Source organism: Mycolicibacterium septicum DSM 44393 (genome assembly GCF_000455325.1).
Taxonomy (GTDB): domain Bacteria; phylum Actinomycetota; class Actinomycetes; order Mycobacteriales; family Mycobacteriaceae; genus Mycobacterium; species Mycobacterium septicum.
The window spans coordinates 1,195,688-1,221,449 of the sequence record NZ_HG322952.1 but is presented as its reverse complement, the minus strand read 5'-3'; the positions used below and the strand labels follow the sequence as shown (position 1 = coordinate 1,221,449).

Below are 25,762 nucleotides of genomic sequence, written 5' to 3'. Positions count from 1 at the left end.
CGTGGTGGCAACAACAGTCGCGGTCGTCCCGGCCGCCGGCTCTGGTGAGCGGCTAGGCGCGGGCAGACCGAAAGCGTTCGTCAATCTGGGGGACAAACCCCTGTTGGAGTATGCCCTCGACGGGCTGCTGGCCTCAGGGGCGATCGACAAGGTCGTGGTGGCGGTTCCGCCCGCGCTCACCGATGAGGCGACCTTGGTGTTCGGGGGCCGCGCGCAGATCGTGGCCGGGGGAGCCGATCGAACCGAATCGGTAGGGCTGGCTCTGGCAGCCGCCGGTGACCCCGATTTCATCCTTGTGCACGACGCCGCCCGGGCGTTGACCCCTCCGACGCTGATCGCCCGGGTCGTCGCGGCGCTGGCCGAAGGCCACTCCGCTGTCGTCCCGGGCCTTCCGCTGGCCGACACCATCAAGGCGGTCGACGCCAACGGTGCGGTGCTGGGGACGCCCGAGCGGGCCGGTCTGCGGGCCGTACAGACCCCGCAGGGGTTCCGTACCGACGTGTTACGCCGTGCCTATCAGCGGGCCGGGGCCGGCGCGGTCACCGATGACGCCTCGCTCGTCGAACAGATCGGTACGCCCGTGCAGATCGTCGAGGGCGACCCGCTGGCCTTCAAGATCACCACGCCTCTGGATCTGCTGCTCGCCGAGGCTGTCATGGCGCGTGCGACGTGAGGATTCCCAGGGTCGGGCTCGGTACCGACGTCCATCCGATCGAGCCGGGGCGCCCCTGCTGGTTGTTGGGGCTGCTTTTCGACGGGGCCGACGGCTGCGCCGGCCATTCCGACGGCGACGTCGCCGCCCACGCATTGTGTGACGCGCTGCTCAGTGCGGCCGGCCTCGGCGATCTCGGCGGGGTTTTCGGCACAGACCGGCCGGAATGGCGCGGGGTCACCGGCTCGGACATGTTGCGTCACGTCCGCGGACTGGTGCTGGCGGCGGGTTTCGAGATCGGCAACGCCACGGTCCAGGTGATCGGCAACCGGCCCAAGATCGGGCCCCGCCGGGACGAGGCCCAGCGCATTCTTTCCGAGCTGATCGGGGCACCGGTATCGGTGTCGGCCACCACCACCGACGGGCTCGGTCTGACCGGCCGGGGTGAAGGATTGGCCGCGATAGCCAGCGCTTTGGTGGTTCCTGCCGAATAGGCCGGTAAGCTGGCACGTCGTGACCGATCGCGCTCAAGCTGTCGCGTCGGGGTTTGCCTCCGATTTGCGGCTGTACGACACCATGGCGGGTGCCGTACGAGATTTCGTACCGCTGCGGCCGGGGCACGCATCGATCTACCTGTGCGGTGCCACCGTTCAGGGCTTGCCGCACATCGGTCATGTCCGTAGCGGAGTCGCGTTCGACGTGCTGCGCCGCTGGCTGACCGCCAATGGATACGACGTTGCGTTCATCCGCAACGTCACCGACATCGACGACAAGATCCTCAACAAGGCGGCCGACGCGGGCCGGCCGTGGTGGGAATGGGCCGCGACCTACGAGCGGGCTTTCAGTGCCGCCTACGACGCGCTAGGTGTGCTTCCGCCGTCGGCTGAGCCGCGGGCCACCGGCCACATCACCCAGATGGTCGAGCTCATCGACCGGTTGATCGAGAAGGGGCACGCATACGCGGCCGGCGGCGACGTCTACTTCGACGTGCTGAGCCTGCCCGATTACGGCGCGCTGTCCGGCCACCGCATCGACGATGTGCACCAGGGTGAGGGTGCGGCGACGGGGAAGCGGGATCAGCGCGATTTCACGCTGTGGAAGGGCGCCAAGCCGGGCGAGCCGTCGTGGCCGACGCCGTGGGGGCGCGGACGCCCCGGCTGGCACACCGAGTGCGTGGCGATGTGCGAGGCGTATCTGGGCGCGGAGTTCGACATCCACGCCGGCGGTATGGACCTGGTCTTTCCGCACCACGAGAACGAGATCGCCCAGGCGCAGGCCGCGGGCGATGGTTTCGCCCGGTACTGGCTGCACAACGGCTGGGTCACCATGGGCGGCGAGAAGATGAGCAAGTCGCTGGGCAACGTGCTCTCGATTCCTGCTGTGCTGCAACGGGTTCGGGCTGCCGAGCTGCGTTACTACCTGGGCAGCGCACACTATCGGTCCATGCTGGAGTTCTCCGAGAACGCGCTGCAGGACGCGGTGAAGGCCTACAGCGGCATCGAGGACTTCCTGCACCGGGTGCGTAACCGCGTCGGTGCCGTCGCCGTGGGCGACTGGACGCCGAAGTTCGCGGCCGCACTCAATGACGACCTCGCCGTGCCGATCGCACTGGCCGAGGTGCACGCCGCGCGGGCCGTGGGTAACCGCGCCTTGGACGCCGGCGACCACGATGGCGCGATGGCGCAGGCCTCGTCCATCCGGGCGATGATGGGCATCCTGGGTTGCGATCCGCTCGACGAGCGCTGGGAATCGCGGGACGAGACTTCGGCCGCCCTGGCCGCAGTGGATGAGCTGGTGCAGTGGGCCCTGGCCGGACGGGCCGAGGCCCGGACCAACCGGGACTGGGCGGCGGCCGACGCCATCCGGGATCGGCTGAAGGCGGCCGGCATCGAGGTCACCGACACCGCCGACGGTCCTCAGTGGGCACTGGTGGACGGGAACGGAGCGTAATGGCCGGGAATTCGCAGCGCCGCGGCGCAGTGCGCAAGGCGGGGACGAAGAAGGGGCCGACGGTCGGGTCGGGCGGCGTGCGTCGCCGCGGGCTCGAGGGCCGTGGGGCCACCCCGCGCGCGGATCAGCGTCCGCATCATCCGGCCGCCAAGAAGGCCGCGAAAGCGGCGCGCCAGGCGCAGGGCCGGCACAAGAAGACCGACGACACCGAGTTGGTGCTGGGCCGCAACCCGGTCGTGGAGTGCCTGCGGGCCAAGGTCCCGGCCACCGCGCTGTACGTGGCGCTGGGCACCGAGGCCGACGAGCGGCTCACCGAATCCGTCCAGATCGCCGCGGACCGGGGCATCTCGATTCTGGAGGTGCAGCGCCACGATCTGGACCGGATGAGCTCCAACGCGTTGCACCAGGGCCTGGCCCTGCAGGTGCCGCCGTACAACTACGCCCATCCCGACGATCTGCTGAAGGCTGCCCGCGAGTCCGGGGAGCCCGCGCTTCTGGTCGCGCTGGACAATATCTCCGATCCGCGCAACCTGGGCGCCATCGTGCGTTCCGTGGCCGCGTTCGGCGGGCACGGTGTGGTGATCCCGCAGCGCCGTTCGGCGTCGGTCACCGCGGTGGCGTGGCGCACCAGCGCCGGTGCCGCGGCCCGTACGCCCGTGGCGCGGGCGACCAACCTGACTCGCACGCTGAAGAGCTATGCCGATGCCGGTCTGCAGATCGTCGGACTGGACGCAGGTGGTGACACCACGCTCGACGAGCTCGAGGGCTCGGGGCCGATGGTCGTGGTGGTCGGCTCGGAGGGCAAGGGCCTGTCACGGCTGGTGCGGGAGAACTGCGACGCGGTGGTCTCCATCCCGATGGCCGGGCCGACCGAGTCGTTGAACGCCTCGGTGGCGGCCGGCGTGGTGCTGGCCGAGATCGCCCGTCAGCGCCGGAGTTCGTAGTCAGGCCGTGCGCTTCTTGCGCAGGATGAAGCGATCTACCGGCGTGGTCTGGCCGAACGGTCCGTCGACCGCGAAATAGGTTGCTTCGATCGAGGTTTCGCCGCCCGGCGATCCCGGGTCGACGTCGAACATCACGAAACCGTAGGCGTGGTCCCGGTCGCGGAACTTCGACCACGGCGCGGCCTCGGTGACGTAGCGCGGTGTGCGTTTGCCCAGCGCCGGGTCGAGCGCCCCGACCCCGGTCAGCACGCGGCAGCGCGGTTCAGGGAAGAACATCCGGTTCGACGGGATCGAGGTGCCGCCGCCGCCGATCACCAGATGTACTGTGCCCCTGCTGGTATCGATGGAATCCCCGTGGCCGTCGACAGGGATCGGGGTGAGGGTATCGGTCGGCTGCGCACCGCGGATCGGGTGCGAGCGCTCGTAGTGGTGCTCGTGTCCGCACACCACCAGGTCCACGCCGTACTGGTCGAACAGGGGCAGCCAGCTCTCCCGGATCCCGAGATCCGCGCCGTTGGTGCGGTCGGCGGTCGACACCGCGGTCTGGTGCATGCACACCACGATCCAGTCGATCCCGGTGTCGGCACTCGAATGCTCCAATTCACTTTCCAGCCAACGTTTCTGGGCCCCGCCGGAGTAGCCGTGGACGTAGGAGTTCCCACCGTCCTGATAGCAAACGTCGTCGTTGTTGAGGCTGATCACTCGTACCGCGCCCGCGGTGAACGCGTACCACATGCCGCGCAGCTCGACGTCCGCTCCGGAATCGGGGAGGGCGAAATAGGTTTGATATGCGGCGTAGCCGATCGGGCCGTTGCCCAGTTCGTTCTCGTGATTGCCCGCGGCGGGCATCCATGGGCGGTGCCGCGCCGAACGGGAGTTGTTCTCGAACCAATCCGACCAGGTTCTGATCCGGTCGCCGGACAGGTTGGCGTAGCAGAGGTCTCCGTTGACCAGATTGAACAGCGGTCGGGCGTTCTCGACTGCGGTCGTGATGTCACCCGCGGCAGGCGAACCCCGGTTGTCGCTCCCGAACGCGTCGGCCACCATCGCGTCGAGCGTCGGCGTGGACTGATCGCCGAAACTGGTGAACCGGAACGGGGCCCGCCCCCGAGGCGCAGTCCGGGCGGTGCCCATTTCGGGGCTCGCGCCGTCGTGTACCGCGGCGTAGATGTAGTCGGTGTCGGGTAGCAGGCCGGTGAGCCGGGCGTGGTGTACCCGGATCTCGGTGTCGGACTGCCCGTCGCGGTAGGTGACGGTGTCGGCGGCGACGGTCTCGCCGAAGCCGTCGTTCGGGGTGCCGAACATCACCCGTGGGTTGCCCACCCGGGTGGCGGTGTGCCAGGACACCACGACCTCGGACGAGGCATCGGCACCGTACTGCAGGTGCAGCCCGCCGACCCGGGGTGCACCGCTGCGGTCCTCGCGCTGCCAGAGCTCCGGCCCTGACGATCGGACGAAACCGTCGACGGCGATCCCGGCGCCGGCACCCAGAATCGCGGTGGTGCCGCCCACCAAAAGCAACGTTCGCCTACTGACTGTCGCGTTGTCGCTCACCCTTGCCGTGCTACCGGGTCAATGCGAACGGTGCGGCACCGGCAAGTTAACGGTGTCGCCTAACCGCCGAAGAGCCGCAGGCCGGCCCAGAGTGCCAGCACGCAGGCCACCAGGGTGAGCGGCACCGTCGCCAAGCCCACCCGGCTGAACTCGGTGAACCGCGCAGGCAGGCCTTCGCGGTGAACCACATTGCGCCACAGCAGGTTTGACAATGAGCCGACATAGGTGAGGTTGGGGCCGACGTTGACCCCGATCAGCACCGCCAGTACCGCTCCCGGTCCGGACGCCATCACCAGCGGCAGCAGCACCAGCACCGCGGGCAGGTTGTTGACCAGATTGGCCAGTACGGCCGCCACCACCGCGAAGCCCAGCAGTGCGAGCAGCGAATCGCCGATCGGAAGCACCCCACGCATGGCGTCGCCGAGGCCGTTGTGAACGACTGCGTCCACCACCACACCGAGGCACAGCACGAACGCCAGGAACGGCACGTTGACGGCACGCACGATTCCGCCGATCGTGCTGCGCCGCTGAGCCAGACTGCGCACGCCGAGCACCACCGCTCCGGCCAGCGCCGCCCAGGCCGGCGATACGTCGAACACCGAGGTGAGGACGAATCCCGCCAGCGTCAAACCCAAGACCACGAGCACGAATACCGGAACCTCGGGCGGCGGGGGAGTCACCTCGGCGGCGGGGCGGCTCAACTCGTGGCGGAAAAGCCAACGCAGTACCACGAATTCGACGCCGATGGCGGCCAGCCAGGGCAGTGCCATCACCGCGCTGAACTGGGTGAAGGACAGGCCGGCCACGGCGAAGGCCAGCAGATTGGTCAGGTTCGACACCGGAAACAACAGCGACGCGGAGTTGGCCAGGTGTGCGGTGGCGTAGGCATGCGGCCGGGGCGGTATCGCCAGTGTGCGGGCGGTGGCCAGTACCACCGGCGTCAACAGCACCACGGTCGCGTCGAGGCTGAGCACGGCGGTCGTCGTCGCCCCGATCAGGAACACCCGGGTCAGCAACCTTCGGGAATCACCCCTGCTGGCCCGGGCCATCAGCGTGCCCGCGGCGTGGAACAGGCCCTCGTCGTCACACAGGTGGGCCAACACCAGCACCGCCGCCAGGAAACCCACCACGGGCAGAAGGCGATTCACCTCGGCCAGCGCGTCGTCCGGCGAGATCACACCGAAGGCGATCAGCAGCCCGGCGGCCGGAATCGCCACGACGGCCTCGGGCCAGCCCTCGGGCCGCGCCAACGCGAACACCAACACGACGGCCAGCAGCACCAGGGCCAGGATCAACGGCGTGGTTCCTTTCGGCCAGTCGAACATTCGATGACGATTCACGCGGTCGGGCCACGCGGACCTGACCGTACTCGGTTTGCTCGATAGCGTTGGTGACCATGCGTCCGGCTGCACCGATGGTCCTGTTGTTCGCTCTGGCTGCCGTGTTCCAGTCTGTCCCGCCGGCCGTCGCGGCGCCCGCCGGGTTCGACCTGCAGTCCCACCGCGGCGGCCGTGGCGAGACGACCGAGGAGTCGCTGCGCGCCTTCGCGAAGTCCTTGGAGCTCGGGGTGAGCACGCTCGAACTCGACATCGTGCTCACGAAGGACAGGCAACCCCTGGTGTGGCACGACCCCCGGATCGACGAGACCAAATGTGCCGACACGGCCCCGGCGTTCCCGGGCGACCCGATGTACCCGTACGTGGGGAAGCTGGTGCACGATCTCACCCTCGAACAGATTCGCACCCTTGACTGTGGCAAGTTGCTGAGTGGATTTCCCGACGCCGAGGTGGTGCGCGACAACAAGATTGCCGTGCTGCCCGAGGTGTTCGCACTGACCGATGCCTACGACGCCGACGTGCGTTTCAACATCGAGACGAAGATCGAGGCGGACAAACCCGAAACCTCGGCCACGCCGGAGGAGTTCGTCGACGTCATCCTCGATGCCGTACGGGCGGCGGGCAAGGTCGACAAGGTGGACATCCAGAGCTTCGACTGGCGCACACTGCCATTGGTGCAGCGGGCCGAGCCGTCGCTACCGAGGGTGGCGCTGTGGGATGACACGACCTGGGTGCCCGGTTCTCCGTGGCTCGGTGGGGTCGATCCGGCAGTGGACGGCGATCCGATCGCCGGCGCGGTATCGGTGGGCGCCACGGTGCTCTCACCCCAGTACCAGCTGGTGGACCGGGGATTCGTGGAGCGGGCACACGCGCTGGACCTCAAGGTGACCCCGTGGACCGTGAACGAACCGGCGGCCATGCGGGCGCTGATCGCCCACGGCGTCGACGGCCTCATCACCGATTACCCGACGCGGCTGCGTGGCGTGCTGGCGGAGCTTGGCTTGCCGCTGCCGCCGTCGTTTCAGCGGCTCAACTGACCCACGGGTCGGCGTGCTCCCACAGCGCCGGAAGGTGCAGGCTCACCGCGTCCCGTTCGGCCAGCCGGGTCAGCACCCGCATCGAGACGTCCAGGTCGTCGCCGGCATACGGCAGTGCGCGCAAGGGTTTGTGCAGCGGCCGGAAGAAGTCGTCCCAATGGATCAGCACCACGCGGCGCGCGCCCACCGCGCGCACGGTGTCGGCCCAGTAGCTCTCCAGGTACTGCTCGGACTGCAACCCGAGTTGGCCGATCCCGAGGTAGACCACCTCGGCGTGCTGCCCGTCCAGTGCGCCCGGCACCGCGCCGGCACTGCCGACGATCAGCAGGCTGCGGTCGCTGGCCCGGTGGTGCACCAGGGTCGACCAGGCCTCACCGCATTTGTATGCAGAGGCCTTCACGGGCGGCACGACGGGCGCGGTGATGGTGCCGGGGAAGCGGTCAGGTGGGCAGTGCTCGGACTCGAAGAGGGTCACCTGAAACGCTCCGAGGGTGACGGCTTCGCCGGGGGTGACCGTGACGATCCGGTCGGGCGCCAGGCCACCGCCGGCACCGACCTGGGCGGTCGAGGTACCGCCCACGAGTCGGGCACCGGTGCGCTCGGCCACGACGGCCGAGTCCATGGCGTGGTCGAAGTGGGTGTGGACCGGCAACACGGCTTCGAGCTTGTCGACGCCGAGACGGGCCAGGCTGCCATCGATGCGGGGCAGTGACGGCGCCAGCTTGCCCAGGACGACGCTCGACAGCGCGGGCCGGGAGAAGAACCCGTCGGTGAGGACGGCCGAGGACCCGTCGTCGACCAGGAGCGTGCTGACCCCGGCCCACGTCACCGTGACCGGGGATTGCGGTGTGGCCGACGGTGCGTCGAAGAACCGCGCATAGGGGGCCAGGTCGGGTCTGCCGGGCTTGAGCCGCATTGCCCCACCCTAGAGCCGGCCTATCCGTAGCGACGGCGGAACTTCTCCACCTGCCCGGCCGAGTCGATGTGGCGCGCGGACCCGGTCCAGAACGGATGCGAATCACTGGTGACGTCGACGACGATCAGCGGGTAGGTCTGGATCCCTTCGGGAGTGGGCCACTCGATGGTGCGCTCACTGGTTGCGGTCGACCGGGTGAGAAATCTGGTACCGGTCGCGGCGTCCTGGAACACCACGGGGTGATAGTCGGGGTGGATGTCGGATTTCACTGGGATTCCCCTTCCTGGTGGGCTTCCTGACGGGCGGATGCGGCGGGTTCCTCGACCGGTGGCAGGCAGGGTTCTTCGTGCCAGTCCCCGAACGGGTCGGGGTAATCGGCCCACTGCTCGGGCCGCGCCAGCTCGTCGTCGGTGAGCAGCGCGCCGCGCAGCGCCTCGATGACCTCGCCGGGCCTGGCTCCGCAGACCAGGACCGTCAGCGAGATGTGGCGATCACCGAACTGGTGATGCCAGTCGATCGCGGCCATCGCCAGGCGTTCGGGGTCGGTGTAGGCCCGCTCGGTGGAATCCATTGCTGCCAGCCATTTTCCGGCGTTGCTGAAATGCATTCCGCCGCCTGCGGACTCGATCCACATGACGTCGCCGGGCCGGTTGGCCAGCCAGGCTCGCCCACGGGTGCGTACCACGCCGTCGAGCAGGTGATCGACGGCGGAGTGCAGGCGTAGCGGGTGAAACGGTCGGCGCGCGGCGAATTCGACGATGATGACCTCGTCGTCGGGTTCCAGCGGCGGTTCTCCGGCCAGCAGCGGATCGTGCGGTGTCGCGGTGCGCCCGCGCGGACTGTTCGGTTCCAGGTGTGCCAGGCCGAGCTCCACCTGGTCGGGGCCCACAGTGATGCGGGCGCGGGGTGCGAGCCGGCGCAGCACCGCCAGTGTGGTGGCGTCGGGCTCGTTGAGCACCAGCATGTCGGCGAACTCGGCCTGCCCGACGACCACCTGGGCGACCGTGCGCCCGTCGGGCAGCTCCTCGTCGCCGACGGACTGTTCCAGCCAGGCCAGGGCGTCCAGGCTTGCGATGACCGCCTCGATGGTCACGTCGCGGGCGGCGGGCCCGTCGAGGTAACCGGGCCCGACGTGGACCCGGACGGTGTTGATCGCCCAGCACACCGGTTCGGCCTCCAGCCAGGGCATCAGCTGCACGACGATGCGCTCCACGTCGCCGCGCCGGCTCAGGCGCCGCAACAGGATCAGCAGATCGTCGCGGACCGTGCAGGTCACGCAACCGTGGGCCAGCTCGAGGGCCAGATCGGATGTCCCGCCGCCGTCGGACACGGTCCGCAGGACGACCTGGCCGTCGAATGCGTGGCGCACCAGCACGGTTCCCGGCCTGCGGCCCAGTTCTTCTGCTACGCCGTCGCTGTCACCTTGACCGGCGATCAGCACCACAGGGGTTCGCACTGCACCTCCCGGTGAAGTTGTTGTTGAAAACGATTATCATTATCGTAAGGCTACCCCATCCGAAGGAGACCGATGTCTGCCCACTGCCAAGTCACCGGGCGCTCGCCCGGGTTCGGCAACACGGTGTCGCACTCGCACAAGCGCAGTCGGCGCCGCTGGAACCCCAACATCCAGACCAAGACCTACTACCTGCCAGGAGAAGGGCGCCGCATCCGACTTCGGGTCAGCGCCAAGGGAATCAAGGTGATCGACCGCGACGGCATCGAGGCGGTCGTGGCCCGCCTGCGTAGCGCAGGGGAGAAGATCTGATGGCCAGCACCGATGTTCGTCCCATCGTGAAGCTGAAATCGACTGCGGGGACCGGGTACACCTACGTCACCCGCAAGAACCGCCGCAACGACCCGGACCGGATCGTGCTGCGCAAATACGACCCGGTCGTCCGCCGCCACGTCGACTTCCGCGAGGAGCGCTGATGGCCAAGCGATCCAAGATCGTCAAGAACGAGCAGCGCCGGGAACTCGTGGAGCGTTACGCCGAACGGCGGGCCGAGCTCAAAGAGACCATCCGCAACCCGGCCAGTACCCGTGAAGAGAAAACAGCGGCGGTCTCGGCACTGCAACGGCTGCCGCGTGATTCGAGCCCGGTGCGGCTGCGCAACCGAGACGCGGTCGACGGCCGCCCGCGAGGTCATCTCCGCAAGTTCGGGCTGTCGCGGGTCCGGGTGCGCGAACTGGCACACCGCGGTGAACTGCCGGGCGTGCGGAAGTCGAGCTGGTGATGGCGTCGAATTCCCGGAAGAACACCAAGAAGCGCCCGCCGGCCACCGAACTCAAGAAGCCGAGGCGCAATCAACTGACAGCCCTCGGGGTGACCGAGGTCGACTACAAGGACGTCCACCTGCTGCGGACCTTCATCAGTGAGCGCGGCAAGATCCGGTCCCGGCGCATCACCGGGCTCACCCCGCAGCAACAGCGCCAGGTCGCCACGGCGATCAAGAACGCCAGGGAGATGGCGCTGCTGCCGGTGGTCGGCCCCGCTTGACCTACCATCGACGGCGATAGGGCGACTGCGGACCGTGGAAGCCGGTGAGAATCCGGCGCGGTCCCGCCACTGTAGAGCCAGATACACACCGCAGTCGCCACCTCACGTACTGGGGCGGATCTCCCCGGAGAGGACGGGTACGCCCATGGCCGCTCGTTGGCTGATCGCCGGACTGGCGTCGGCGTTACTGGTGCCGGGGTGCGCCTCGACCGCGGCGCCCGGCACCGCAGGCGATGCCGCACCGGGATTCCCGGTCACCGTGGACAATTGCGGCGTCAGCGCCACCTATAACCGGCCGCCGGCCCGTGCGGTCGCGCTCAATCAGCACGCGATCGAGACGCTGCTGGCGCTGGGCCTGGAGGATTCCATGGTCGGCACGTCCTATCTCGACGACCGGATCCTGCCCGAGTACCAGGCCGCCTACGACACCGTTCCGGTGCTGGCCAAGGAGTACCCGTCCTACGAGTCGCTGCTGACCGTCGAACCCGATTTCGTCTACGGCGGCTGGGACAGCGCGTTCGACGAGAAAGAGGGCCGCGGCAGGCAACGGCTGACCGATGCCGGGGTTCACACCTATCTCAACATCGAGGATTGCCGGTCCGAGCCCGTCGCGGTGTCCACCGTTGACGACGAAATCCGCAACATCGGAACAATATTCGGCGTCACCGCCCGGGCCGAGCAGCAGATCGAGAAACTCCATGGCGAGCTGGCGCAGTCCGCGGCGACGCTGCGCGGGGTGCGGCCCTTGCGCGTCGCGGTCTACGACAGCGGTGAGGCGACCGTATTCACCTCGGGCGGCAAGGGCATCGGAAACCTGATGATCGAGGCCGCCGGTGGCGTCAACGTGTTCGCCGATGTGCCCAAGGTATGGGGCGACGTGTCGTTCGAGCAGTTCGCCGATCGCGCACCCGAGGTCATCGTGATCTACGACTACGGAGACCAACCGGTCGCGGACAAGAAACGGTTCCTGACCGAACATCCTCTGCTGCAGCATGTTCCGGCTGTTGCCCAGCAACGGTTCGCGGTCCTCCCGTTGTCCTCGGTGGTGGTCGGCGTACGGATGGGCCGAGCGGTGGACGCCCTGGCCCGGCAGCTGCACCCCGACCGGTTCAGTTGATGCCCTACCGGCTGACCCTCGTCGCGCTGGCCGGGCTGTTGCTGATGGCGATGACCGCCGGTGTCGCGATCGGTTCGGTGTCCATCGCGCCCGGGCAGGTGTGGGCCATCGTGCTGCACTCCATCCATCCGGGCCTGGTCGAGCAGAGTTGGCCTGCGGTGCGGGAATCCATCGTGCTCGACGCCCGGCTGCCCAGGGTCGTGCTGGGCGCGGTGGTCGGCGCCGGTCTGGCGGCGTGTGGGATGGCGCTGCAGGCCGTGGTGCGCAATCCGCTGGCCGATCCCATGCTGCTGGGTGTCTCGTCGGGAGCGTCGGTCGGTGCCGTGCTGATCCTGGTGTTCGGTGCCGGTGCGCTGCAGGTGTTCACCGTGCCGCTGGCGGCCTTCCTCGGAGCCTTTCTCGCGCTCGTCGCGGTGTACTTCCTGGCCCGCTCGGGCGGGCGGATGACGACTGCGCGGTTGATCCTGGCCGGCGTGGCGGTGGCCGAAGTGCTGTCCGCGGTGGCCAGTCTGCTGATCGTCACCTCGGACGATCCGCACAAGACCCAGGCGGCCGTGCGGTGGATGCTCGGCGGCCTGGGCGGCGCCACCTGGCGCATGGTGTGGGTACCCGCGGTGGCGGTCCTCGTCGGTGTGATCGTGCTGCTGGCCTTCACCCGATCGCTGAACCTGCTCTATACCGGTGAGGAGGCGGCTGCCTCGCTCGGTCTGGACGTGCACCGGTTCCGGGCGGGAATGTTCGTCGTCGTGGCGCTCATGGTCGGGGCGATGGTCGCGGTCAGCGGCACGATCGGGTTCGTCGGGCTGATCATGCCGCATGTGGTGCGCCTGCTGGTCGGTGCCGATCACCGCAGAGCCCTGCCGGCCGCCGCGTTGCTGGGCGCGGCGTTCGTGGTGCTGTGCGACATCGTGGCCCGCACCGTGGCCGCGCCGGAGGAACTGCCGGTGGGCATTCTGACCGCGCTCGCCGGCGGGCCGTTCTTCCTGTGGCTGATGCGGCGGAAGGCCGTGACGTGACGGCGGCAGTGATATTCGAGGCGGTCTCGGTGACGGTGCGCGGTACACCGTTGATCGCCGACGTGTCGTTGTCGGTCGCCCCGGGTGAGATGCTGGCCGTCGTGGGTCCCAACGGCGCGGGCAAGACCACACTGCTGCGCACCTTGTACCGGGCGCAGCGACCGAGCGCCGGTCGGGTGCTGGTCGACGGCGCCGACGTGTGGAAGCTGCCGGGCAAGCGGGCCGCACGCCGGGTCGCGGCCGTATTGCAGGAAGCCGCAGGCGATTTCGAGCTCACCGTGTTCGGCATGGTGGCCATGGGCCGCACACCGTACAAGCGATCCTTCGAGGCCGACAATGCCGAGGACCGCGAGATCATCGGCGCGGCGTTGACGGCGCTGGACATAGCGGAACTGAGCCGGGCCGGTTACGGCCGGCTGTCGGGCGGACAGAAGCAACGCGTGCTGATCGCCCGGGCGCTGGCCCAGCGCACCGACGTGATCGTGCTCGACGAGCCCACCAACCACCTCGACCTGCGCCATCAACACGAGGCCCTGCACCTGCTGCGGGAGACCGGTGCGACGGTCATCGCCGCGTTGCACGATCTGAATCTCGCTGCGGCTTACTGCGATCGGATCTGCGTGCTCGACGGGGGCGGGCTGGTGGCCGTCGGCGCGCCGGCCGACGTCCTCACCGAGGGGTTGCTGTCCGAGGTGTACGGGGTCGGGGCCCGGATCGCCCTCGATGCCGACACCGGCAGGCCGCAGGTCATCGTCCCTGCCAAGATCGGGGCGAGGCCGTGAACATCGGTGACCATCTGAGCGAAATCACCTCGTACGGAGGGTTCTTCGCGATCACCGTCGGCGGGGAGCCGGCCGACTGGATTCCGGTCCAGCGCTGCTATGACGACGGCTGCGCCGACCTCGTCGCCGCGACGAGCGCGCGCAACGGCACGACGGATCTGCGTATCGGCGCGTCGCTGGTCCAGTTCAGCCATGCCTCGCGCTTGTGGTCACCGCTGCTGGCGTGTGCGCTGCAATTCGGTGTGCTGCCGGACCTCGCCGATCTGCAGCGCCATGCCGCCCGCACCGAGCTGAGGTTGCCGGTGCCGGTGGGAGGGCCGGTGGACGGTGGCCCGGCGATGGTCGGCCAGTTGTATCGGCTGGTGATCACCGAACACCTCGAGCCGCTGGCGGCGGGGCTCCGGGTCAAGATGGCGCCGCGTCTGCTCTACGGCAATGCCGCGGCGGCCCTGGTCGCGGCGGCGGCCGATCTGGCCCGGGTCCGACCGGAATTGAGCGACGACGTCGCCGAGGTCACCGAAGCGCTGTTGACCACCGGAGACCTGACCGGCACCGGCGAACTGACCGGGTGGGCGTTCCGCCGCCGCAGCTGTTGCCTGTACTACCGGGTGCCCGGCGGATCGAAGTGCGGTGACTGCGCGCTCAGGCATCAGTAGGCGTAGGGCCGCGCCGGGGGATCGGTGCGGGTCACGCTCAGGGCCGTCATCGTCGGGATGGCGCGCCGGCTCGAATCACTTTGCCCCGCAGGGATCGTGCCCACCACCTTGATCCAGGTGTCGTCCGGGTAGCCGGCCACCTGCGCCGCTGCCGGCCCGGAGAGACGAATGCGGGCCAGCTGAGCGTCGGCCGCGCAACAGATGATCACCACCCGGGCCAGGTCGCTGCGGTCACCGTCGCGCATGGTGAACCCGGTGACGGTGATCGTGCGGTTGTCGAGGGTGCCCGCGGAGTCCTGTGCCACGCGGATCAGTGCGTCGGGCAGGGAGATCTCCGGAGCGGTGCCGTCGGGCAGGGGTGGGAACGGACGGCGCAGCACATCGGTGGACACCGCGGTCACCGATGCGGCGTCGGGACGGATCGCCGGGGGTACGACGAAGGCCAGCAGCGCGATCGGGATGAGCAACAGCCACGCGACGCCGGGCGAGTGCGGATGATCATGCGCGTGGTCCGGATCGCCTTCGCGGCGGCCGTGCCGGATATCCCGCACGATCGCGGCGAGCGCCAGCGCGATCAGCAACACCGCGGTCGCCACCAGGTACGGCAGCAGTCCCGGCTTGACATACCGGGTGTAGGCACCGGACGCGGCGATGATCGCGGTGCTGACCCCGATCAGCAGCAGCAGTGCGTTCTCGGTTTCGCGGCTCACTGCGGCCCCAGGATCAGCAGGCCGATGCCGGTCGCCACCACCGTGGCGACCACGAAGGTCGTGGGTGCGAACCGGACGGCGAACGCGCGGCCGAACATTCCGGCCTGCATCGCGAACAGTTTGATGTCGACGGCCGGCCCGACGACCAGGAACACCAGCCGAGGCAGCAGCGGCAGCATGGTGAGGCTGGCCGCGACGAACGCGTCCGCCTCCGAACACAACGCCAGCACCACCGCCAGTGCCGCCATGGTGATCACGCCCAGCACGATCTGGCCCGCCAGGTGCTCGTACACCCACGTCGGAACCAGTACGTGCAGCGCCGCCGCGGCCGCCGCGCCCACGACGAGATAGGTGGCCGCCGAAAGGAAATCGTGGCGCGCGGCTTCGGTGAAGACGGCCCACCGTGAACCCTCACCGTCGGGTGGCCTGGGAAGGCGGCGGGTGATCCACTCCGGGCTGCCGAATTTGGCCCAGAGCGTGCCCATGATCAGCGCGGTGAGCAGTGATGCCGCGCACCGGGCGGCGACCATCTGCGGGTGCCCGGGGAACGCGACGGCCGTGGCCACCAGTACGACGGGGTTGATGGCCGGTGCCGCCAACATGAAGGTCAGCGCCGCCGCACCCACGGTGCCGTCCTCGGTGTCGTCGCCGAAAAGCCTGCGCGCCACCGGCACTGAACCGCATTCGCAGCCGGGCAATGCCGCGCCGCCGACACCGGCGGCCAGGATGGCCGCGCTGCGACGCCGGGGAAGCCAGCGGGCCAGGCGCTCGGGCGTCACGAAAACCGCGATCAGCCCGCTGATCACCACGCCGAGGGCCAGAAACGGCAGCGCTTGGACGAACACGCCGCAGAACACCGTGGCTGCCGTCGCCACGTCGGGCGTGTTCTCGACGAACCCACGCAGCGTGGTGCCCGCCAATGCCAACGCGATGATCCCGGCCACGAGAACCTGCATGGAACTCGGCCGCCACCGCATCACCGCCGGGTTCGCCACCACGCGGCCATCATGCCAGGCGAACCTGTCAGCAGAAGGCGCTCAGCGTGACCCGTTCAGCGGACAGGCGCTCGCGCACCGCCGTCGCGATCTCGACGGCTCCCGGTGAATCACCATGTACGCAAACAGATTCCACCGTGACGGGGATGACGGATCCGTCCACCGCGGTGACCTGCCGCCTCATCACCATGCCCGCCACTCGCTCGGCGATCTCGTTGGCATCATGCAGCACGGCGCCGGGGTCGCGGCGGGATACCAGCGTGCCGTCGGGTTGGTAGGCGCGGTCGGCAAAGGCCTCGGCGACGGTGCGCAGCCCGCGCCGCCCTGCCTCCTCGAAGAACGCCGAACCGGACAGGCCGAGCACCGGTAGGCCCGCGTCGACCGCCGCCACCGCGGCCGCGACGGCGGCTGCCTGCTCGGGATGGCTGACGATCGTGTTGTACAGCGCGCCATGGGGTTTCACGTAGGTCACCGTCGTACCCGCGGCATGGGTGATGGCCTGCAGCGCACCGATCTGATAGATCACGTCGGCGGTCAGGTCCTCGGGGGTGACGTCGATGAAGCGCCTGCCGAAGCCGGCCAGGTCCCGGTAACCCACCTGGGCGCCGACGCGTACCCCCCGCGCCGCGGCCTCGCGGCACGTGCGCAGCAGCAGTGCCGGATCTCCGGCGTGGAATCCGCAGGCCACGTTCGCGCTGGTGACCAGGCCGAGCATGGCTTCGTCGTCACCGAGTTTCCACGCGCCGAAGCTCTCACCGAGATCGGCATTGAGATCGACGGAGGCGGCCATCCGTCCAGCCTAAGGCGACGCCTCGCTCGGCCAGCCGTTCTCGGCCACGAATTCGGGCAGCGGGCGGCCGACGGTCCAGTGCTCGATCTCCAGCACCGGCCGGTCCGGGAATTCGGGTACCGGGCCCAGGCACAGGATCGCCACGGCCTCGGCGTCGGCGGGCATGCCCATCAACTGGGCCAGCGGCAGCGGCTCGAAAATCGACACCCAGCCCATGCCGAGGCCCTCGGCGCGCGCGGCCAGCCACATGTTCTGGATGGCGCAGGACACCGAGGCCAGGTCCATCTGGGGCAGGGTCCGGCGGCCGAAGATGTGCCGGTCGCGGTTCTCGCCGAGGGCGACGACGAACAGCTCGGCGCAGTCGAGGATGCCTTCGACCTTGAGCGCCAGGAATTCGTCGCCGCGGGAGCCCAGTGCGTCGGCGGTGTTGATGCGCTCCTGGTCGACCAGGGCGTGGATCTTGCCGCGCAGCGCATCGTCGGTGATCCGGATGAACCGCCACGGCTGCATCAGGCCGACGCTCGGCGCCGCGTGGGCGGCCTGCAGAAGCCGGCCGAGGACCTCGGGCGGAACCGTGCTGCCGGGGACGAACCGGCGCATGTCCCGGCGTTCGGCGATGGCCCGGTAGACGGCGCGGCGCTCGTCGGGGGTGAAGGCGTGCTCAGACACGGGTCGAGCTTAGGTGGGCCTTGCGGCAGACCGAGCACGATCCCTTATTGAAAATGAATGTCATTAATGATAAGAGTTTGGGGTGCTGAACAGGGCCTTGGTGATGACGCTCGTCGCCCTCCTGGTCGCCGGGTGCTCCACCACTCCGGATCCCCGGCAGCCGGCGTCGCCCCGGGAAGCGGATCGTCCGGTGACGCGGCTGATCCTGGTGGAGCGGCAGACCGGGGCCGGCGCAGTGCTCGATGTCGCGGACTCCGACGAGACGGGGCTGGGGCAGCTCGGTCCCGTCGACGCCGTGAGCGGTGACGGCCGGTACGCCTACCTGCACGACGATGCCGGCCTGACGATCCTGGACGGCGGGGCGTGGACCTTCGACCACGGCGACCATTCGCATTTCTATGACGCACCACCGGCCGTGGTGGGGCGGATCGACGGGCCGGTCACCGCGGTACGGGGCCACGGTGCGCTGGCCGTTGCCCGCCGCGCTGACGGTTCGGTCGCAGCGCTGGATCGGGATGCCTTCGCGCGCGGTGAGCTCACACCCTCGGCCGTCCCTCAGCAGCCTGAAAAAGCTCTGGCTGCAATCGCATTGGAGGACGACCTGTTGACGGTCTCCGGTCGGGGGCTGGTCAGCACCGTCGCCGAACAGGCCACCGTGCTCGGAGACTGCCCGGCGGTCACCGACGCGGTGGCACTCCGCCGGGCGGTCGTGCTCGGTTGCCGTGACGGTGCGTTGAAGATCTCCCGGCGCGGCGGAGCCCCGGTGGCCGAGAGCATCGCTTTCGGTCCGGTTCGGCCCCGGGAGGCGTTGGGGCCGTTCGGTTATCGCAGGGGCGGGAATTCGCTCGCGGCCGTGGCCGGTGACGAGGTATGGCTGCTCGAGGGCCGCCGATGGGCGTCGATGCGGCTGCCCGGCGTCGTCGCGGTGAACACCGCCGGCGGCACCACCGTGCTGGCCGTGACGCAAGACGGCGTTCTGCATGCCCTCGATGTGGCGGCAGGTGTACACACCGGCCGCCTCGAACTGCTCGCCACTCCGGTCGGCACGCCGGTGATCGAGGTCGGTGCCGGGCGTGCCTACGTCAACGACGCGACGGCGAGGGCAGTACACGAGATCGACTACGCGAACGGCCTACGGGTCGAGCGCACGCACCGGACGAACGTCATCCCGGATTTCCTGGTGGCCGCGGGCTGGTGATCACACACAAGGAGCAAGGAGAACGAATGCCGAATCCATCGAAGGTCCTCGTCCTGGTCGGTGCGCTCGCGGCAGCGCTGACCGGTTGTGGCGGCGGCGAAACGCAGCGGGCGGAACGCGAGCCGATACCCGATCCGCTGGTGGTCACCTACGACGGTGGGCTGTACGTGCTGGACGGCGACAGCCTGCAGGTCAAGGCCGACGTCCCGCTGGAGGGGTTCCTGCGGGTCAACCCGGCCGGCGACGATTCGCACCTGCTGGTGTCCACCGGCGAGGGTTTCCGTCTGCTCGACGCGTCGGCGGGGGAGCTGACCGACACCACCTTCGTGGCAGACGAGCCCGGTCACGTCGTCGCCCACGGTGAACACACCGTGCTGTTCGCCGACGGGTCCGGTGAGATCACCGTGCTCGATCCGCACAATCTCACCGCTGCCGTGCCGCGGATGCGGGGCATGAAAGCGCCACGGCCGCACCACGGTGTGGCCGTGGTGCTCGACGACGGGAGTTGGGTGCGTAGCGAAGGCGACTCCGACGAACGCAGCGGTGCAGTCGCTTTCGACGCCTCGGACCGGGAAGTCGCCCGCAACAACGAGTGCCCGGGCATTCACGGAGAAACGGTGGTGGATTCCACCACTCTCGTATTCGGCTGTGAGAACGGCGCATTGACCTTCTCGGACGGTGCCTTCGCCAAGATCGCCGCCCCGGACGCATACGGCCGGGTGGGAACGGTTCGCGGACATGAAGACTCACCGGTGGCGCTGGGCGACTACAAGGTCGACCCCGATGCCGAACTGGAGCGGCCCAACCGGTTCGCCCTGATCGACACCGCGAGCAATCAGCTGCGGCTGATATCCCTGCCGCAGGCGGTCAGCTACTCGTTCCGGTCGCTGGCGCGTGGTCCGCACGCCGAAGCGCTCGTCCTGGGCACCGACGGCAAGCTCCATGTCGTCGACCCGGTCTCCGGGGCCACCGTGAAGACCGTCGAGGTGGCCGAGCCGTGGACCGAACCCGATGACTGGCAGCAGCCCAGGCCCAGCGTGTTCGTCCGCGGCCACGACGTGTTCGTCACCGACCCCGCCACCAGGCAGGTGCACATCGTCGACATCGAATCCGGAGAAGTCAGCACCTCGACGACGCTGGAGAAAGCACCCAACGAGCTCAGCGGCACGGTAGGCCACACGCACTGAGTGTCGTGGTCGGGTGGCCACTTATGACACGCGATTGACCAATCTGCGTGTCATAAGTGGCCGTTCGGCGTTGGGCCCGTCAGTGCGCGTGAGTGACGTTCCAGGCAGGCAGCGGATCGGGATAGCCGGCCCAGGCCTGTTCGCCCTCGGCCAGTTCCGCATCGGTCAGCAGGGCCCCGTCGAGTAGCCGGTGGACGTTGTCCCGGTCGAGCTTGATGCCGATGAACACGATCTCCTGACCCGGCGCGATCTCGGTGCCCGACCAGTACTGCGCAGGCTCGATCGCCAGGTTCGGGCCGGCCTGTGACCAGATGGCGGCGATCGTCGGGCGGCTGGCGATCCAGCAGAATCCCTTGCTGCGCAACACCCTTGTCACCTGACCGAGCGCGTCGCCGAGCCGCTGGGGGTGAAACGGCCGGTCGGAGCGGAAGGTCATCGAGCTGATGCCGTACTCCTCGGTTTCAGGTGTGTGTCCGTCGGCGATCTCCTCGTCCCAGCCCGGGGTCTGGGCGGCGGCCTCCGGGTCGAACAGCCCGGTGCCCAGCACCTCGCCGATCTCGACGACGCCGTGGTCGGTCCGGATCAGCTTGGCGGTCGGATTCAGCCTGCGCAGCAGGGTTTGGACGGTGTCGAGGGTTGCCGGGCTGACCAGGTCGGTCTTGTTGAGCAGGATGACGTCCGCGAACTCCACCTGATCGGTGAGCAGGTCGGCGATGCTGCGGGCATCACCGGGACCCGCCGTCATCTCGCGTTCGGCCAGCGCTTCGCCGCGGGCCAACTCGGTCAGGAATGTCGACGCGTCGACAACGGTCACCAGCGTGTCCAGCCGGGCCAGCGTGCCCAGGCTGAAGCCGTCCTCGAATTCCCAGCTGAAGGTGGCTGCGACCGGCATGGGTTCGGAGATGCCCGTCGACTCGATCACCAACTGGTCGAACCGGTTCTGTCGCGCCAGCGCGCCGACCGCTTCCACCAGGTCCTCGCGCAGTGTGCAGCAGATACAGCCGTTGGTCAGCTCGACGAGTTTCTCCTCCGTGCGGTCGAGGTGTCCCTGCCCGGCGATGAGCGCGGCGTCGATGTTGACCTCGCTCATGTCGTTGACGATCACGGCGACGCGCCTGCCCTCCCGGTTCGCGAGGATGTGGTTCAGCAGCGTGGTCTTCCCGGCGCCGAGGAAGCCGGACAACACGGTGACGGGCAGCAAGTCGGACATCGCACTCCTTAATGAAAACGATTTTCAATAAATCATCATCCGGGCGTGCATCCCCTAATGCAAACGGTTATCGTTATCGCCGTGCTCTCGCCCCTGAATCTCCGCGCCGCGGCCACCGCGTTCCTGCTGGCCACCCCATTCGCCCTCGCCGCTTGCGGTTCCGATGAGGCCCAACAGCCCGAGTCCGCCGGGAACTGCGTGACCACACCGGTCAACGTGGTCGTCAGCGTCGACCAGTGGGGCGACATCGTGTCCGCGCTGGGCGGCGACTGCGCCAAGGTGACCACGGTGCTGGCCGGGTCATCGGTGGATCCGCACGACTTCGAGCCCTCGCCCGCGGATGCGGCCAAGTTCCAGGGCGCGCAGCTGGTCGTCATCAACGGCGGGCACTACGACGAGTGGGCCACCAAGCTGGCGCAGAGCACCGCGCCGAACGCCATCGTCGTCTCCGCGATCGGGGCCGGCGATGACGATCATGATCACGGCGACGGGGACGGCGGACATGCCCACGAGCACTCGAACAACCCGCACGCCTGGTACAACCCCTCCTCGGTGACCGGCGTCGCCGACACGATCACCGAGGAACTGGGCCAGTTGGCTCCTGACGCGCGCGACTACTTCGCTCAGCGCCGCACCGAGTTCACCACCTCGATGCAGCCCTACCAACAGCTGATCGCCGACATCAAGGCCAAGGCCACCGGCAAGCGCTACGCCGCCACCGAAGCGGTGTTCGACGACATGGCGGCCGCGGTCGGTCTGGTCAACGCGACACCCGCGGGCTACCAGGCCGCGTCGTCCAACGAGACCGACCCGTCGCCGGCCGACCTGGACGCGTTCCTGCGTCTGCTCGCCGACCGCGGCGTCGACGTGCTGATCTACAACACCCAGACCGAGGGCTCGCTGCCCAAGCAGATCCGGGCCGCCGCCGAGAGCGCCGGAATCCCCATTGTCGATGTCACCGAAACGGTGGCGCCGGGAGCGGATTCGTTCGAGGCTTGGCAGGTGAACCAATTGACCGCCCTTGCCAAGGCTCTCGGTGTCCAGCAGTAGCACCGAGTCTCAACCTGCCCTCGTCTTCGACGATGTCAGTGCCGTGCGCGGAGGACGGCTGATCTGGTCGGAGGGCACCTTCGAGATCCCGGCCGGTGGCATCGTCGCGCTGATCGGCTCCAACGGGTCGGGCAAGTCGACGATGCTGCAGGTCATGCTGGGCCTGCTGCCCGCGGCGTCGGGTTCGGTGCGGGTCCTCGGTGGTGCACCGGGTGAGCACAACGACCTGATCGGCTATGTCCCGCAGGATTACGCCGCAGGCGCGGGCGAGGCCATCCGGGCCCGGGGTGCGGTGACCCTCGGGCTCACCGGGCGGCGGTGGGGCTTCACCCGAACCTCGGCCGCCGACCGGGCCAGGGTCGACGAGGCCCTGGCGTGGGTCGAGGCCACCGGGTTCGCCAACATGCGCCTGTCGGAACTGTCCGGAGGGCAACGTCAGCGCATCGCCCTGGCCAATGCCCTTGTCGGACATCCGAAGATGCTGATCCTCGACGAACCGCTGGCCGCGCTCGACCTGCGCAACCAGCATGAGATCGTGCAGCTGCTGGCCCGGCTCAACCAGGACCTGGGCGTGACGATCCTCGTTGTCGCCCATGACCTCAACCCGCTGCTGAGTGTGCTCGACAGCGCGATCTATCTGCTCGACGGGCACGCCCACCACGCGGCCATCGACGAGGTGGTGGATGCCGAGTTGCTGACCCACCTGTACGGCACCAAGGTGCAGGTGGCCCACACCCCGCTGGGGCAGATGTACATGAGGAGCGTGTGATGTCGGCGGGTCTGCAGGCTGCGGGCACATTCGCGATGGGCTATCAGCACAACTGGTGGCAGATCCTGACCTCGGCATTCATGCGGAATGCGTTGATCGGCGGCACGCTGGTGGCGCTGGCCGCCGGGCTGATCGGCTATTTCGTCATCGTGCGCAACACCGCTTTCGCCGCCCACGCTCTGGCCCACATCGGTCTACCCGGCGCCACCGGTGCGGCGCTGCTCGGGCTTCCGGTCGGGTTGGGCCTGCTGACGTTCTGCGTCGGCGGGGCCCTGGTGATCGGGGCGCTGGGCAGCCGGGCCCACGATCGCGAGGTGGCCACCGGCACGGTGCTGGCCCTGGCCACCGGTTTCGGTCTGTTCTTCAATTCGTTGGCCACGAAGAACTCGTCCACGCTGACCAACGTGTTGTTCGGCAACCTGCTGGCCATCACGCATCAGCAGTTGCTGAACTTCACCGCGCTGCTGCTCCTGTTGGCCGCCACGGTCGTATTCGTTTTCCGCCCATTGCTGTTCGCGTCCGTCAACCCGCAGGTGGCCGAGGCCAAAGGGGTGCCGGTACGCGTGCTGTCGGTCCTGTTCATGGTCCTGCTGGGGATCGCGGTGACGATGGCGGTGCTGGCCGTGGGCACGCTGCTGTTGTTCGCGCTCGTCGTCACCCCGGCCGCCACGGCAATCATGGTGACGGCCCGGCCGATCCTCGCGATGGCGATCTCGACCGGCATCAGCGTCGTTTCGGTGTGGGCCGGGCTGGCGGTGTCCGCAATCTTCAACATGCCGCCGAGCTTCGTGATCGTCACGATCGCCTGCGGATTCTGGCTGGCGGTCTGGACGGTTGACCGGGTGAGGAATTCAGCAATCCACTAGCCTCGGAAAGCATGCCAAGGAGTCCCCACCCGCCACGGCGGGCCACCCTGGCTTCGTTGGCGGCCGAACTGAAGGTTTCTCGCACCACCATCTCCAACGCCTACAACCGTCCTGACCAGTTGTCCGCCGAGCTCCGTGACCGGATCTTCGATGCGGCCAAGAGGCTGGGCTATGCCGGGCCGGATCCGGTGGCGCGCTCGCTTCGGACCCGCAGGGCCGGCGCTGTGGGGTTGATCATCACCGAGGCGCTCAACTACTCGTTCAGTGATCCCGCCGCGTTGGATTTCGTTGCCGGACTTGCCGAATCCTGCGAAGCGGTGGGGCAGGGGCTGCTCCTGGTGGCGATCGGGCCCAACCGCAGTTTCGAGGACGGTTCGGCGGCGGTGCTCGCGGCGGGCGTCGACGGGTTCGTGGTGTACTCGGCCTCCGACGACGATCCGTACCTGCCGGTGGTGCGTCAGCGTCAGTTGCCGGTCGTGGTGGTGGATCAGCCCAAGGACGTGCACGGGGTGTCCCGGGTCAGCATCGACGACCGCGGCGCGATGCGGCGGCTGGCCGAACATGTGCTGGAGCTGGGCCATCGCGACATCGGTCTGCTGACCATGCGGCTGGGCCGCGACTGGCCGCACGAGAGCACGAAACCCGCACTGGCAGATCCAGATCGGGTGTTGTCACCGCATTTTCACGTGCAGCGCGAGCGGATTCACGGTGTGTACGACGCGATGACGGCCGCCGGGCTGGCACCGGACAGGCTGACGGTGGTGGAGAGCTACGACCATCTGCCGACATCCGGAGGGGCGGCTGCCGAGGTGGCGCTGGACGCCAATCCCCGCATCACCGCGCTGATGTGCACCGCCGATGTGCTGGCCCTGTCGGCCATGGATTATCTGCGCTCCCGCGGTATCTACGTGCCGGGGGAGATGACGGTGACGGGTTTCGACGGGGTGCCGGAGGCGTTGCGCCGCGGCCTGTCCACGGTGGTGCAGTCCAGTTTGGCCAAGGGACGGCGCGCCGGCGAGTTGCTGCACAATCCGCCGCGGTCGGGGCTTCCGGTGATCGACGTGCTCCCCACCGAGGTGGTCCGCGGGCGGACGTCGGGCCCGCCGGCCTAGCTCGCCGCGCGCGCCTGCAACAGGTACTTCAGCGCTGCCACAACGTCTTCGGGCTCGTCGACCCGGTACCCGGCGAGGGTCTCGCCCGGTCCCACCTTGACGCCGACGTCGCCGTCGCGCAGTCGGCGGAACGCCTTCTCGTCGGTGACGTCGTCGCCGAAGTAGATCACCGCCGACGCGCGGTGCTGATCGCGCAGGATGTCGATCGCCTCGCCCTTGTCGGTGGTGATCACCGCGAACTCGAGCACGGCCTTGCCCTTGGTCAGCTGCGCATCCCACGCCTGTGCGGATCGGAGTGCCTGCGCGGACGCGGCTTCGGCGTCGCCGGGTTCGGCGTTGCGCACGTGCAGGGCCACGCTCGCGGGTTTGAGTTCGACGGTCACGCCCGGCCGGACCGCGGCGATCGCGGTGAGTTCGGTGGCGATCCGGTCGAGCAGGGCACGGTCGATGGGGTGGGCGAATCCGGAGTCGAATTCGGCGCCGTGGCTGCCGACCATGTGCACGGCCGCGGGCATCCCCGACAGCTCCCGCAGCACCTCCAGCGCGCGGCCGGAGATCAGGGCGGTCGAAGTGTCACGACATTGCGAGAGCGCGACGAGCGCTTCGGCGCCCGCGCGCAGCGGGCGCGCGTCGGCGGGGTTGTTCACGATCGGGGCCAGGGTGCCGTCGAAATCCGAGGTGATGAGCAACCGGGGGACCTTGGCGGCCCGGGTCAGTGCGTCCTGAAGGTCGGCGGGAAGGCTCACCC

General features: G+C 68.7%; 30 protein-coding genes and 1 riboswitch. Of the genes, 19 read left to right on the top strand and 11 right to left on the bottom strand.

From position 1 onward, the window contains the following. The first annotated feature begins 4 nt into the window (after positions 1-4). From ispD to rlmB, 4 genes are read left to right on the top strand one after another with little or no spacing between them, the layout of a single operon-like run. The gene (ispD, locus tag TX88_RS25725; RefSeq protein ID WP_044522012.1) at positions 5-673 is read left to right on the top strand and encodes a 2-C-methyl-D-erythritol 4-phosphate cytidylyltransferase; all 669 of its coding nucleotides are present in this window, start codon (positions 5-7) and stop codon (positions 671-673) included. Beyond that, a complete protein-coding gene (gene ispF / locus TX88_RS25720) occupies positions 670-1,146 on the top strand; it encodes a 2-C-methyl-D-erythritol 2,4-cyclodiphosphate synthase (protein ID WP_044520839.1) in 477 nt (158 codons plus the stop codon). The genes ispD and ispF overlap by 4 nt, the downstream gene beginning before the upstream one ends. A gap of 19 nt (positions 1,147-1,165) precedes the next feature. Next, positions 1,166-2,602 carry a cysteine--tRNA ligase gene (gene cysS, locus TX88_RS25715; protein ID WP_110918160.1) on the top strand — a complete coding sequence of 479 codons (1,437 nt, stop codon included), beginning with the start codon at positions 1,166-1,168 and terminating at the stop codon, positions 2,600-2,602. Then, entirely contained in the window at positions 2,602-3,546 is a 945-nt protein-coding gene (rlmB, locus tag TX88_RS25710; RefSeq protein WP_044520837.1) for a 23S rRNA (guanosine(2251)-2'-O)-methyltransferase RlmB, read from the top strand. Before cysS ends, rlmB begins: the two co-directional genes overlap by 1 nt. Here rlmB and TX88_RS25705 read toward each other — a convergent pair whose 3' ends face one another. Both TX88_RS25705 and TX88_RS25700 read right to left on the bottom strand, forming a co-directional pair. Continuing rightward, positions 3,547-5,100: a purple acid phosphatase family protein gene (locus TX88_RS25705; RefSeq protein WP_044520835.1), complete on the bottom strand. Its 1,554-nt coding sequence runs from the start codon at positions 5,098-5,100 to the stop codon at positions 3,547-3,549. A 59-nt stretch (positions 5,101-5,159) separates the two neighbouring features. Then, positions 5,160-6,425, bottom strand: a complete 1,266-nt coding sequence (locus TX88_RS25700; RefSeq protein ID WP_110918159.1) for an SLC13 family permease — start codon at positions 6,423-6,425, stop codon at positions 5,160-5,162. Between the two features lie 71 nt (positions 6,426-6,496). Between TX88_RS25700 and TX88_RS25695 the strand changes: the two genes are divergently transcribed. Next, entirely contained in the window at positions 6,497-7,474 is a 978-nt protein-coding gene (locus tag TX88_RS25695) for a glycerophosphodiester phosphodiesterase (RefSeq protein WP_044520834.1), read from the top strand. Here the strand turns inward: TX88_RS25695 and TX88_RS25690 are convergent. Genes TX88_RS25690 through mrf form a run of 3 tightly spaced genes read right to left on the bottom strand, consistent with a single transcriptional unit; the run spans position 7,467 to position 9,846 of the window. Continuing rightward, a complete protein-coding gene (locus TX88_RS25690; RefSeq protein ID WP_044520832.1) occupies positions 7,467-8,390 on the bottom strand; it encodes an MBL fold metallo-hydrolase in 924 nt (307 codons plus the stop codon). The genes TX88_RS25695 and TX88_RS25690 overlap by 8 nt on opposite strands. Before the next feature lie 20 nt (positions 8,391-8,410). Next, a complete protein-coding gene (locus TX88_RS25685; protein ID WP_044520830.1) occupies positions 8,411-8,659 on the bottom strand; it encodes a type B 50S ribosomal protein L31 in 249 nt (82 codons plus the stop codon). Next, on the bottom strand, positions 8,656-9,846 hold the full coding sequence (mrf, locus tag TX88_RS25680; RefSeq protein WP_044520829.1) for a ribosome hibernation factor-recruiting GTPase MRF: 1,191 nt from the start codon (positions 9,844-9,846) through the stop codon (positions 8,656-8,658). The genes TX88_RS25685 and mrf overlap by 4 nt, the downstream gene beginning before the upstream one ends. Positions 9,847-9,918: 72 nt before the next feature. On the opposite strand from mrf, the gene rpmB reads away from it, so the two are divergent. From rpmB to TX88_RS25640, 8 genes are all read left to right on the top strand, one after another. Next, on the top strand, positions 9,919-10,155 hold the full coding sequence (gene rpmB / locus TX88_RS25675; RefSeq protein WP_044520828.1) for a 50S ribosomal protein L28: 237 nt from the start codon (positions 9,919-9,921) through the stop codon (positions 10,153-10,155). After that, complete coding sequence (gene rpmG, locus TX88_RS25670) at positions 10,155-10,319, top strand: 50S ribosomal protein L33 (RefSeq protein WP_044520825.1); 165 nt, start codon at positions 10,155-10,157, stop codon at positions 10,317-10,319. Before rpmB ends, rpmG begins: the two co-directional genes overlap by 1 nt. After that, entirely contained in the window at positions 10,319-10,624 is a 306-nt protein-coding gene (gene rpsN / locus TX88_RS25665; protein ID WP_044520822.1) for a 30S ribosomal protein S14, read from the top strand. Before rpmG ends, rpsN begins: the two co-directional genes overlap by 1 nt. Further along, on the top strand, positions 10,624-10,887 hold the full coding sequence (gene rpsR / locus TX88_RS25660) for a 30S ribosomal protein S18 (protein ID WP_044520820.1): 264 nt from the start codon (positions 10,624-10,626) through the stop codon (positions 10,885-10,887). Before rpsN ends, rpsR begins: the two co-directional genes overlap by 1 nt. Before the next feature lie 11 nt (positions 10,888-10,898). Then, a riboswitch (cobalamin riboswitch) is annotated at positions 10,899-10,994 on the top strand. A 38-nt stretch (positions 10,995-11,032) separates the two neighbouring features. Further along, positions 11,033-12,004: an ABC transporter substrate-binding protein gene (locus tag TX88_RS25655; protein ID WP_044520819.1), complete on the top strand. Its 972-nt coding sequence runs from the start codon at positions 11,033-11,035 to the stop codon at positions 12,002-12,004. Further along, a complete protein-coding gene (locus TX88_RS25650) occupies positions 12,004-13,020 on the top strand; it encodes a FecCD family ABC transporter permease (protein ID WP_044520818.1) in 1,017 nt (338 codons plus the stop codon). Before TX88_RS25655 ends, TX88_RS25650 begins: the two co-directional genes overlap by 1 nt. Beyond that, positions 13,017-13,802, top strand: a complete 786-nt coding sequence (locus tag TX88_RS25645) for an ABC transporter ATP-binding protein (RefSeq protein WP_044522003.1) — start codon at positions 13,017-13,019, stop codon at positions 13,800-13,802. The genes TX88_RS25650 and TX88_RS25645 overlap by 4 nt, the downstream gene beginning before the upstream one ends. Continuing rightward, positions 13,799-14,458 carry a (2Fe-2S)-binding protein gene (locus TX88_RS25640; protein WP_044520817.1) on the top strand — a complete coding sequence of 220 codons (660 nt, stop codon included), beginning with the start codon at positions 13,799-13,801 and terminating at the stop codon, positions 14,456-14,458. Before TX88_RS25645 ends, TX88_RS25640 begins: the two co-directional genes overlap by 4 nt. On the opposite strand, the gene TX88_RS25635 is transcribed toward TX88_RS25640, so the two are convergent. From TX88_RS25635 to bluB, 4 genes are all read right to left on the bottom strand, one after another. Further along, a complete protein-coding gene (locus tag TX88_RS25635; RefSeq protein ID WP_044520815.1) occupies positions 14,452-15,168 on the bottom strand; it encodes a TIGR03943 family putative permease subunit in 717 nt (238 codons plus the stop codon). The two genes, TX88_RS25640 and TX88_RS25635, sit on opposite strands and share 7 nt — an antisense overlap. Beyond that, a complete protein-coding gene (locus tag TX88_RS25630; RefSeq protein ID WP_044521998.1) occupies positions 15,165-16,124 on the bottom strand; it encodes a permease in 960 nt (319 codons plus the stop codon). Before TX88_RS25630 ends, TX88_RS25635 begins: the two co-directional genes overlap by 4 nt. A 67-nt stretch (positions 16,125-16,191) precedes the next feature. Next, positions 16,192-16,953, bottom strand: a complete 762-nt coding sequence (locus TX88_RS25625) for a LamB/YcsF family protein (RefSeq protein ID WP_044520812.1) — start codon at positions 16,951-16,953, stop codon at positions 16,192-16,194. A 9-nt stretch (positions 16,954-16,962) separates the two neighbouring features. After that, a complete protein-coding gene (gene bluB / locus TX88_RS25620; protein WP_044520810.1) occupies positions 16,963-17,622 on the bottom strand; it encodes a 5,6-dimethylbenzimidazole synthase in 660 nt (219 codons plus the stop codon). An 82-nt stretch (positions 17,623-17,704) separates the two neighbouring features. Between bluB and TX88_RS25615 the strand changes: the two genes are divergently transcribed. After that, positions 17,705-18,820, top strand: coding sequence for a hypothetical protein (locus tag TX88_RS25615; RefSeq protein WP_049925372.1), 1,116 nt, complete (start codon positions 17,705-17,707; stop codon positions 18,818-18,820). A gap of 26 nt (positions 18,821-18,846) precedes the next feature. Then, the gene (aztD, locus tag TX88_RS25610; protein WP_044521988.1) at positions 18,847-20,007 is read left to right on the top strand and encodes a zinc metallochaperone AztD; all 1,161 of its coding nucleotides are present in this window, start codon (positions 18,847-18,849) and stop codon (positions 20,005-20,007) included. 79 nt (positions 20,008-20,086) lie between these two features. Here the strand turns inward: aztD and TX88_RS25605 are convergent, their stop codons facing one another. Continuing rightward, a complete protein-coding gene (locus tag TX88_RS25605) occupies positions 20,087-21,217 on the bottom strand; it encodes a GTP-binding protein (protein WP_044520807.1) in 1,131 nt (376 codons plus the stop codon). 57 nt (positions 21,218-21,274) lie between these two features. Between TX88_RS25605 and TX88_RS25600 the strand changes: the two genes are divergently transcribed. The 4 genes from TX88_RS25600 to TX88_RS25585 are packed head-to-tail and all read left to right on the top strand — an operon-like array spanning position 21,275 to position 25,014. Beyond that, positions 21,275-22,267: a metal ABC transporter solute-binding protein, Zn/Mn family gene (locus TX88_RS25600; protein ID WP_044520805.1), complete on the top strand. Its 993-nt coding sequence runs from the start codon at positions 21,275-21,277 to the stop codon at positions 22,265-22,267. After that, complete coding sequence (locus TX88_RS25595) at positions 22,254-23,036, top strand: metal ABC transporter ATP-binding protein (protein ID WP_044520802.1); 783 nt, start codon at positions 22,254-22,256, stop codon at positions 23,034-23,036. Before TX88_RS25600 ends, TX88_RS25595 begins: the two co-directional genes overlap by 14 nt. Next, entirely contained in the window at positions 23,036-23,902 is an 867-nt protein-coding gene (locus TX88_RS25590) for a metal ABC transporter permease (RefSeq protein WP_044520800.1), read from the top strand. Before TX88_RS25595 ends, TX88_RS25590 begins: the two co-directional genes overlap by 1 nt. An 11-nt stretch (positions 23,903-23,913) precedes the next feature. Then, the gene (locus TX88_RS25585) at positions 23,914-25,014 is read left to right on the top strand and encodes an Rv3575c family transcriptional regulator (protein WP_044520796.1); all 1,101 of its coding nucleotides are present in this window, start codon (positions 23,914-23,916) and stop codon (positions 25,012-25,014) included. On the opposite strand, the gene otsB is transcribed toward TX88_RS25585, so the two are convergent. Continuing rightward, positions 25,011-25,760 carry a trehalose-phosphatase gene (gene otsB, locus TX88_RS25580; RefSeq protein ID WP_044520793.1) on the bottom strand — a complete coding sequence of 250 codons (750 nt, stop codon included), beginning with the start codon at positions 25,758-25,760 and terminating at the stop codon, positions 25,011-25,013. The two genes, TX88_RS25585 and otsB, sit on opposite strands and share 4 nt — an antisense overlap. Between the last annotated feature and the right edge of the window lie 2 nt (positions 25,761-25,762).

Bases quoted from the DNA above. Each gene is read 5' to 3' on its own strand.
- rlmB (WP_044520837.1), top strand. From the start codon at position 2,602: ATGGCCGGGAATTCGCAGCGCCGCGGCGCAGTGCGCAAGGCGGGGACG.
- TX88_RS25700 (WP_110918159.1), bottom strand. From the start codon at position 6,425: ATGTTCGACTGGCCGAAAGGAACCACGCCGTTGATCCTGGCCCTGGTG.
- TX88_RS25695 (WP_044520834.1), top strand. From the start codon at position 6,497: ATGCGTCCGGCTGCACCGATGGTCCTGTTGTTCGCTCTGGCTGCCGTG.
- TX88_RS25690 (WP_044520832.1), bottom strand. From the start codon at position 8,390: ATGCGGCTCAAGCCCGGCAGACCCGACCTGGCCCCCTATGCGCGGTTC.
- rpmB (WP_044520828.1), top strand. From the start codon at position 9,919: ATGTCTGCCCACTGCCAAGTCACCGGGCGCTCGCCCGGGTTCGGCAAC.
- rpmG (WP_044520825.1), top strand. From the start codon at position 10,155: ATGGCCAGCACCGATGTTCGTCCCATCGTGAAGCTGAAATCGACTGCG.
- rpsN (WP_044520822.1), top strand. From the start codon at position 10,319: ATGGCCAAGCGATCCAAGATCGTCAAGAACGAGCAGCGCCGGGAACTC.
- rpsR (WP_044520820.1), top strand. From the start codon at position 10,624: ATGGCGTCGAATTCCCGGAAGAACACCAAGAAGCGCCCGCCGGCCACC.
- TX88_RS25655 (WP_044520819.1), top strand. From the start codon at position 11,033: ATGGCCGCTCGTTGGCTGATCGCCGGACTGGCGTCGGCGTTACTGGTG.
- TX88_RS25650 (WP_044520818.1), top strand. From the start codon at position 12,004: ATGCCCTACCGGCTGACCCTCGTCGCGCTGGCCGGGCTGTTGCTGATG.
- TX88_RS25630 (WP_044521998.1), bottom strand. From the start codon at position 16,124: ATGCAGGTTCTCGTGGCCGGGATCATCGCGTTGGCATTGGCGGGCACC.
- TX88_RS25625 (WP_044520812.1), bottom strand. From the start codon at position 16,953: ATGGCCGCCTCCGTCGATCTCAATGCCGATCTCGGTGAGAGCTTCGGC.
- aztD (WP_044521988.1), top strand. From the start codon at position 18,847: ATGCCGAATCCATCGAAGGTCCTCGTCCTGGTCGGTGCGCTCGCGGCA.
- TX88_RS25605 (WP_044520807.1), bottom strand. From the start codon at position 21,217: ATGTCCGACTTGCTGCCCGTCACCGTGTTGTCCGGCTTCCTCGGCGCC.
- TX88_RS25600 (WP_044520805.1), top strand. From the start codon at position 21,275: ATGCAAACGGTTATCGTTATCGCCGTGCTCTCGCCCCTGAATCTCCGC.
- TX88_RS25590 (WP_044520800.1), top strand. From the start codon at position 23,036: ATGTCGGCGGGTCTGCAGGCTGCGGGCACATTCGCGATGGGCTATCAG.
- TX88_RS25585 (WP_044520796.1), top strand. From the start codon at position 23,914: ATGCCAAGGAGTCCCCACCCGCCACGGCGGGCCACCCTGGCTTCGTTG.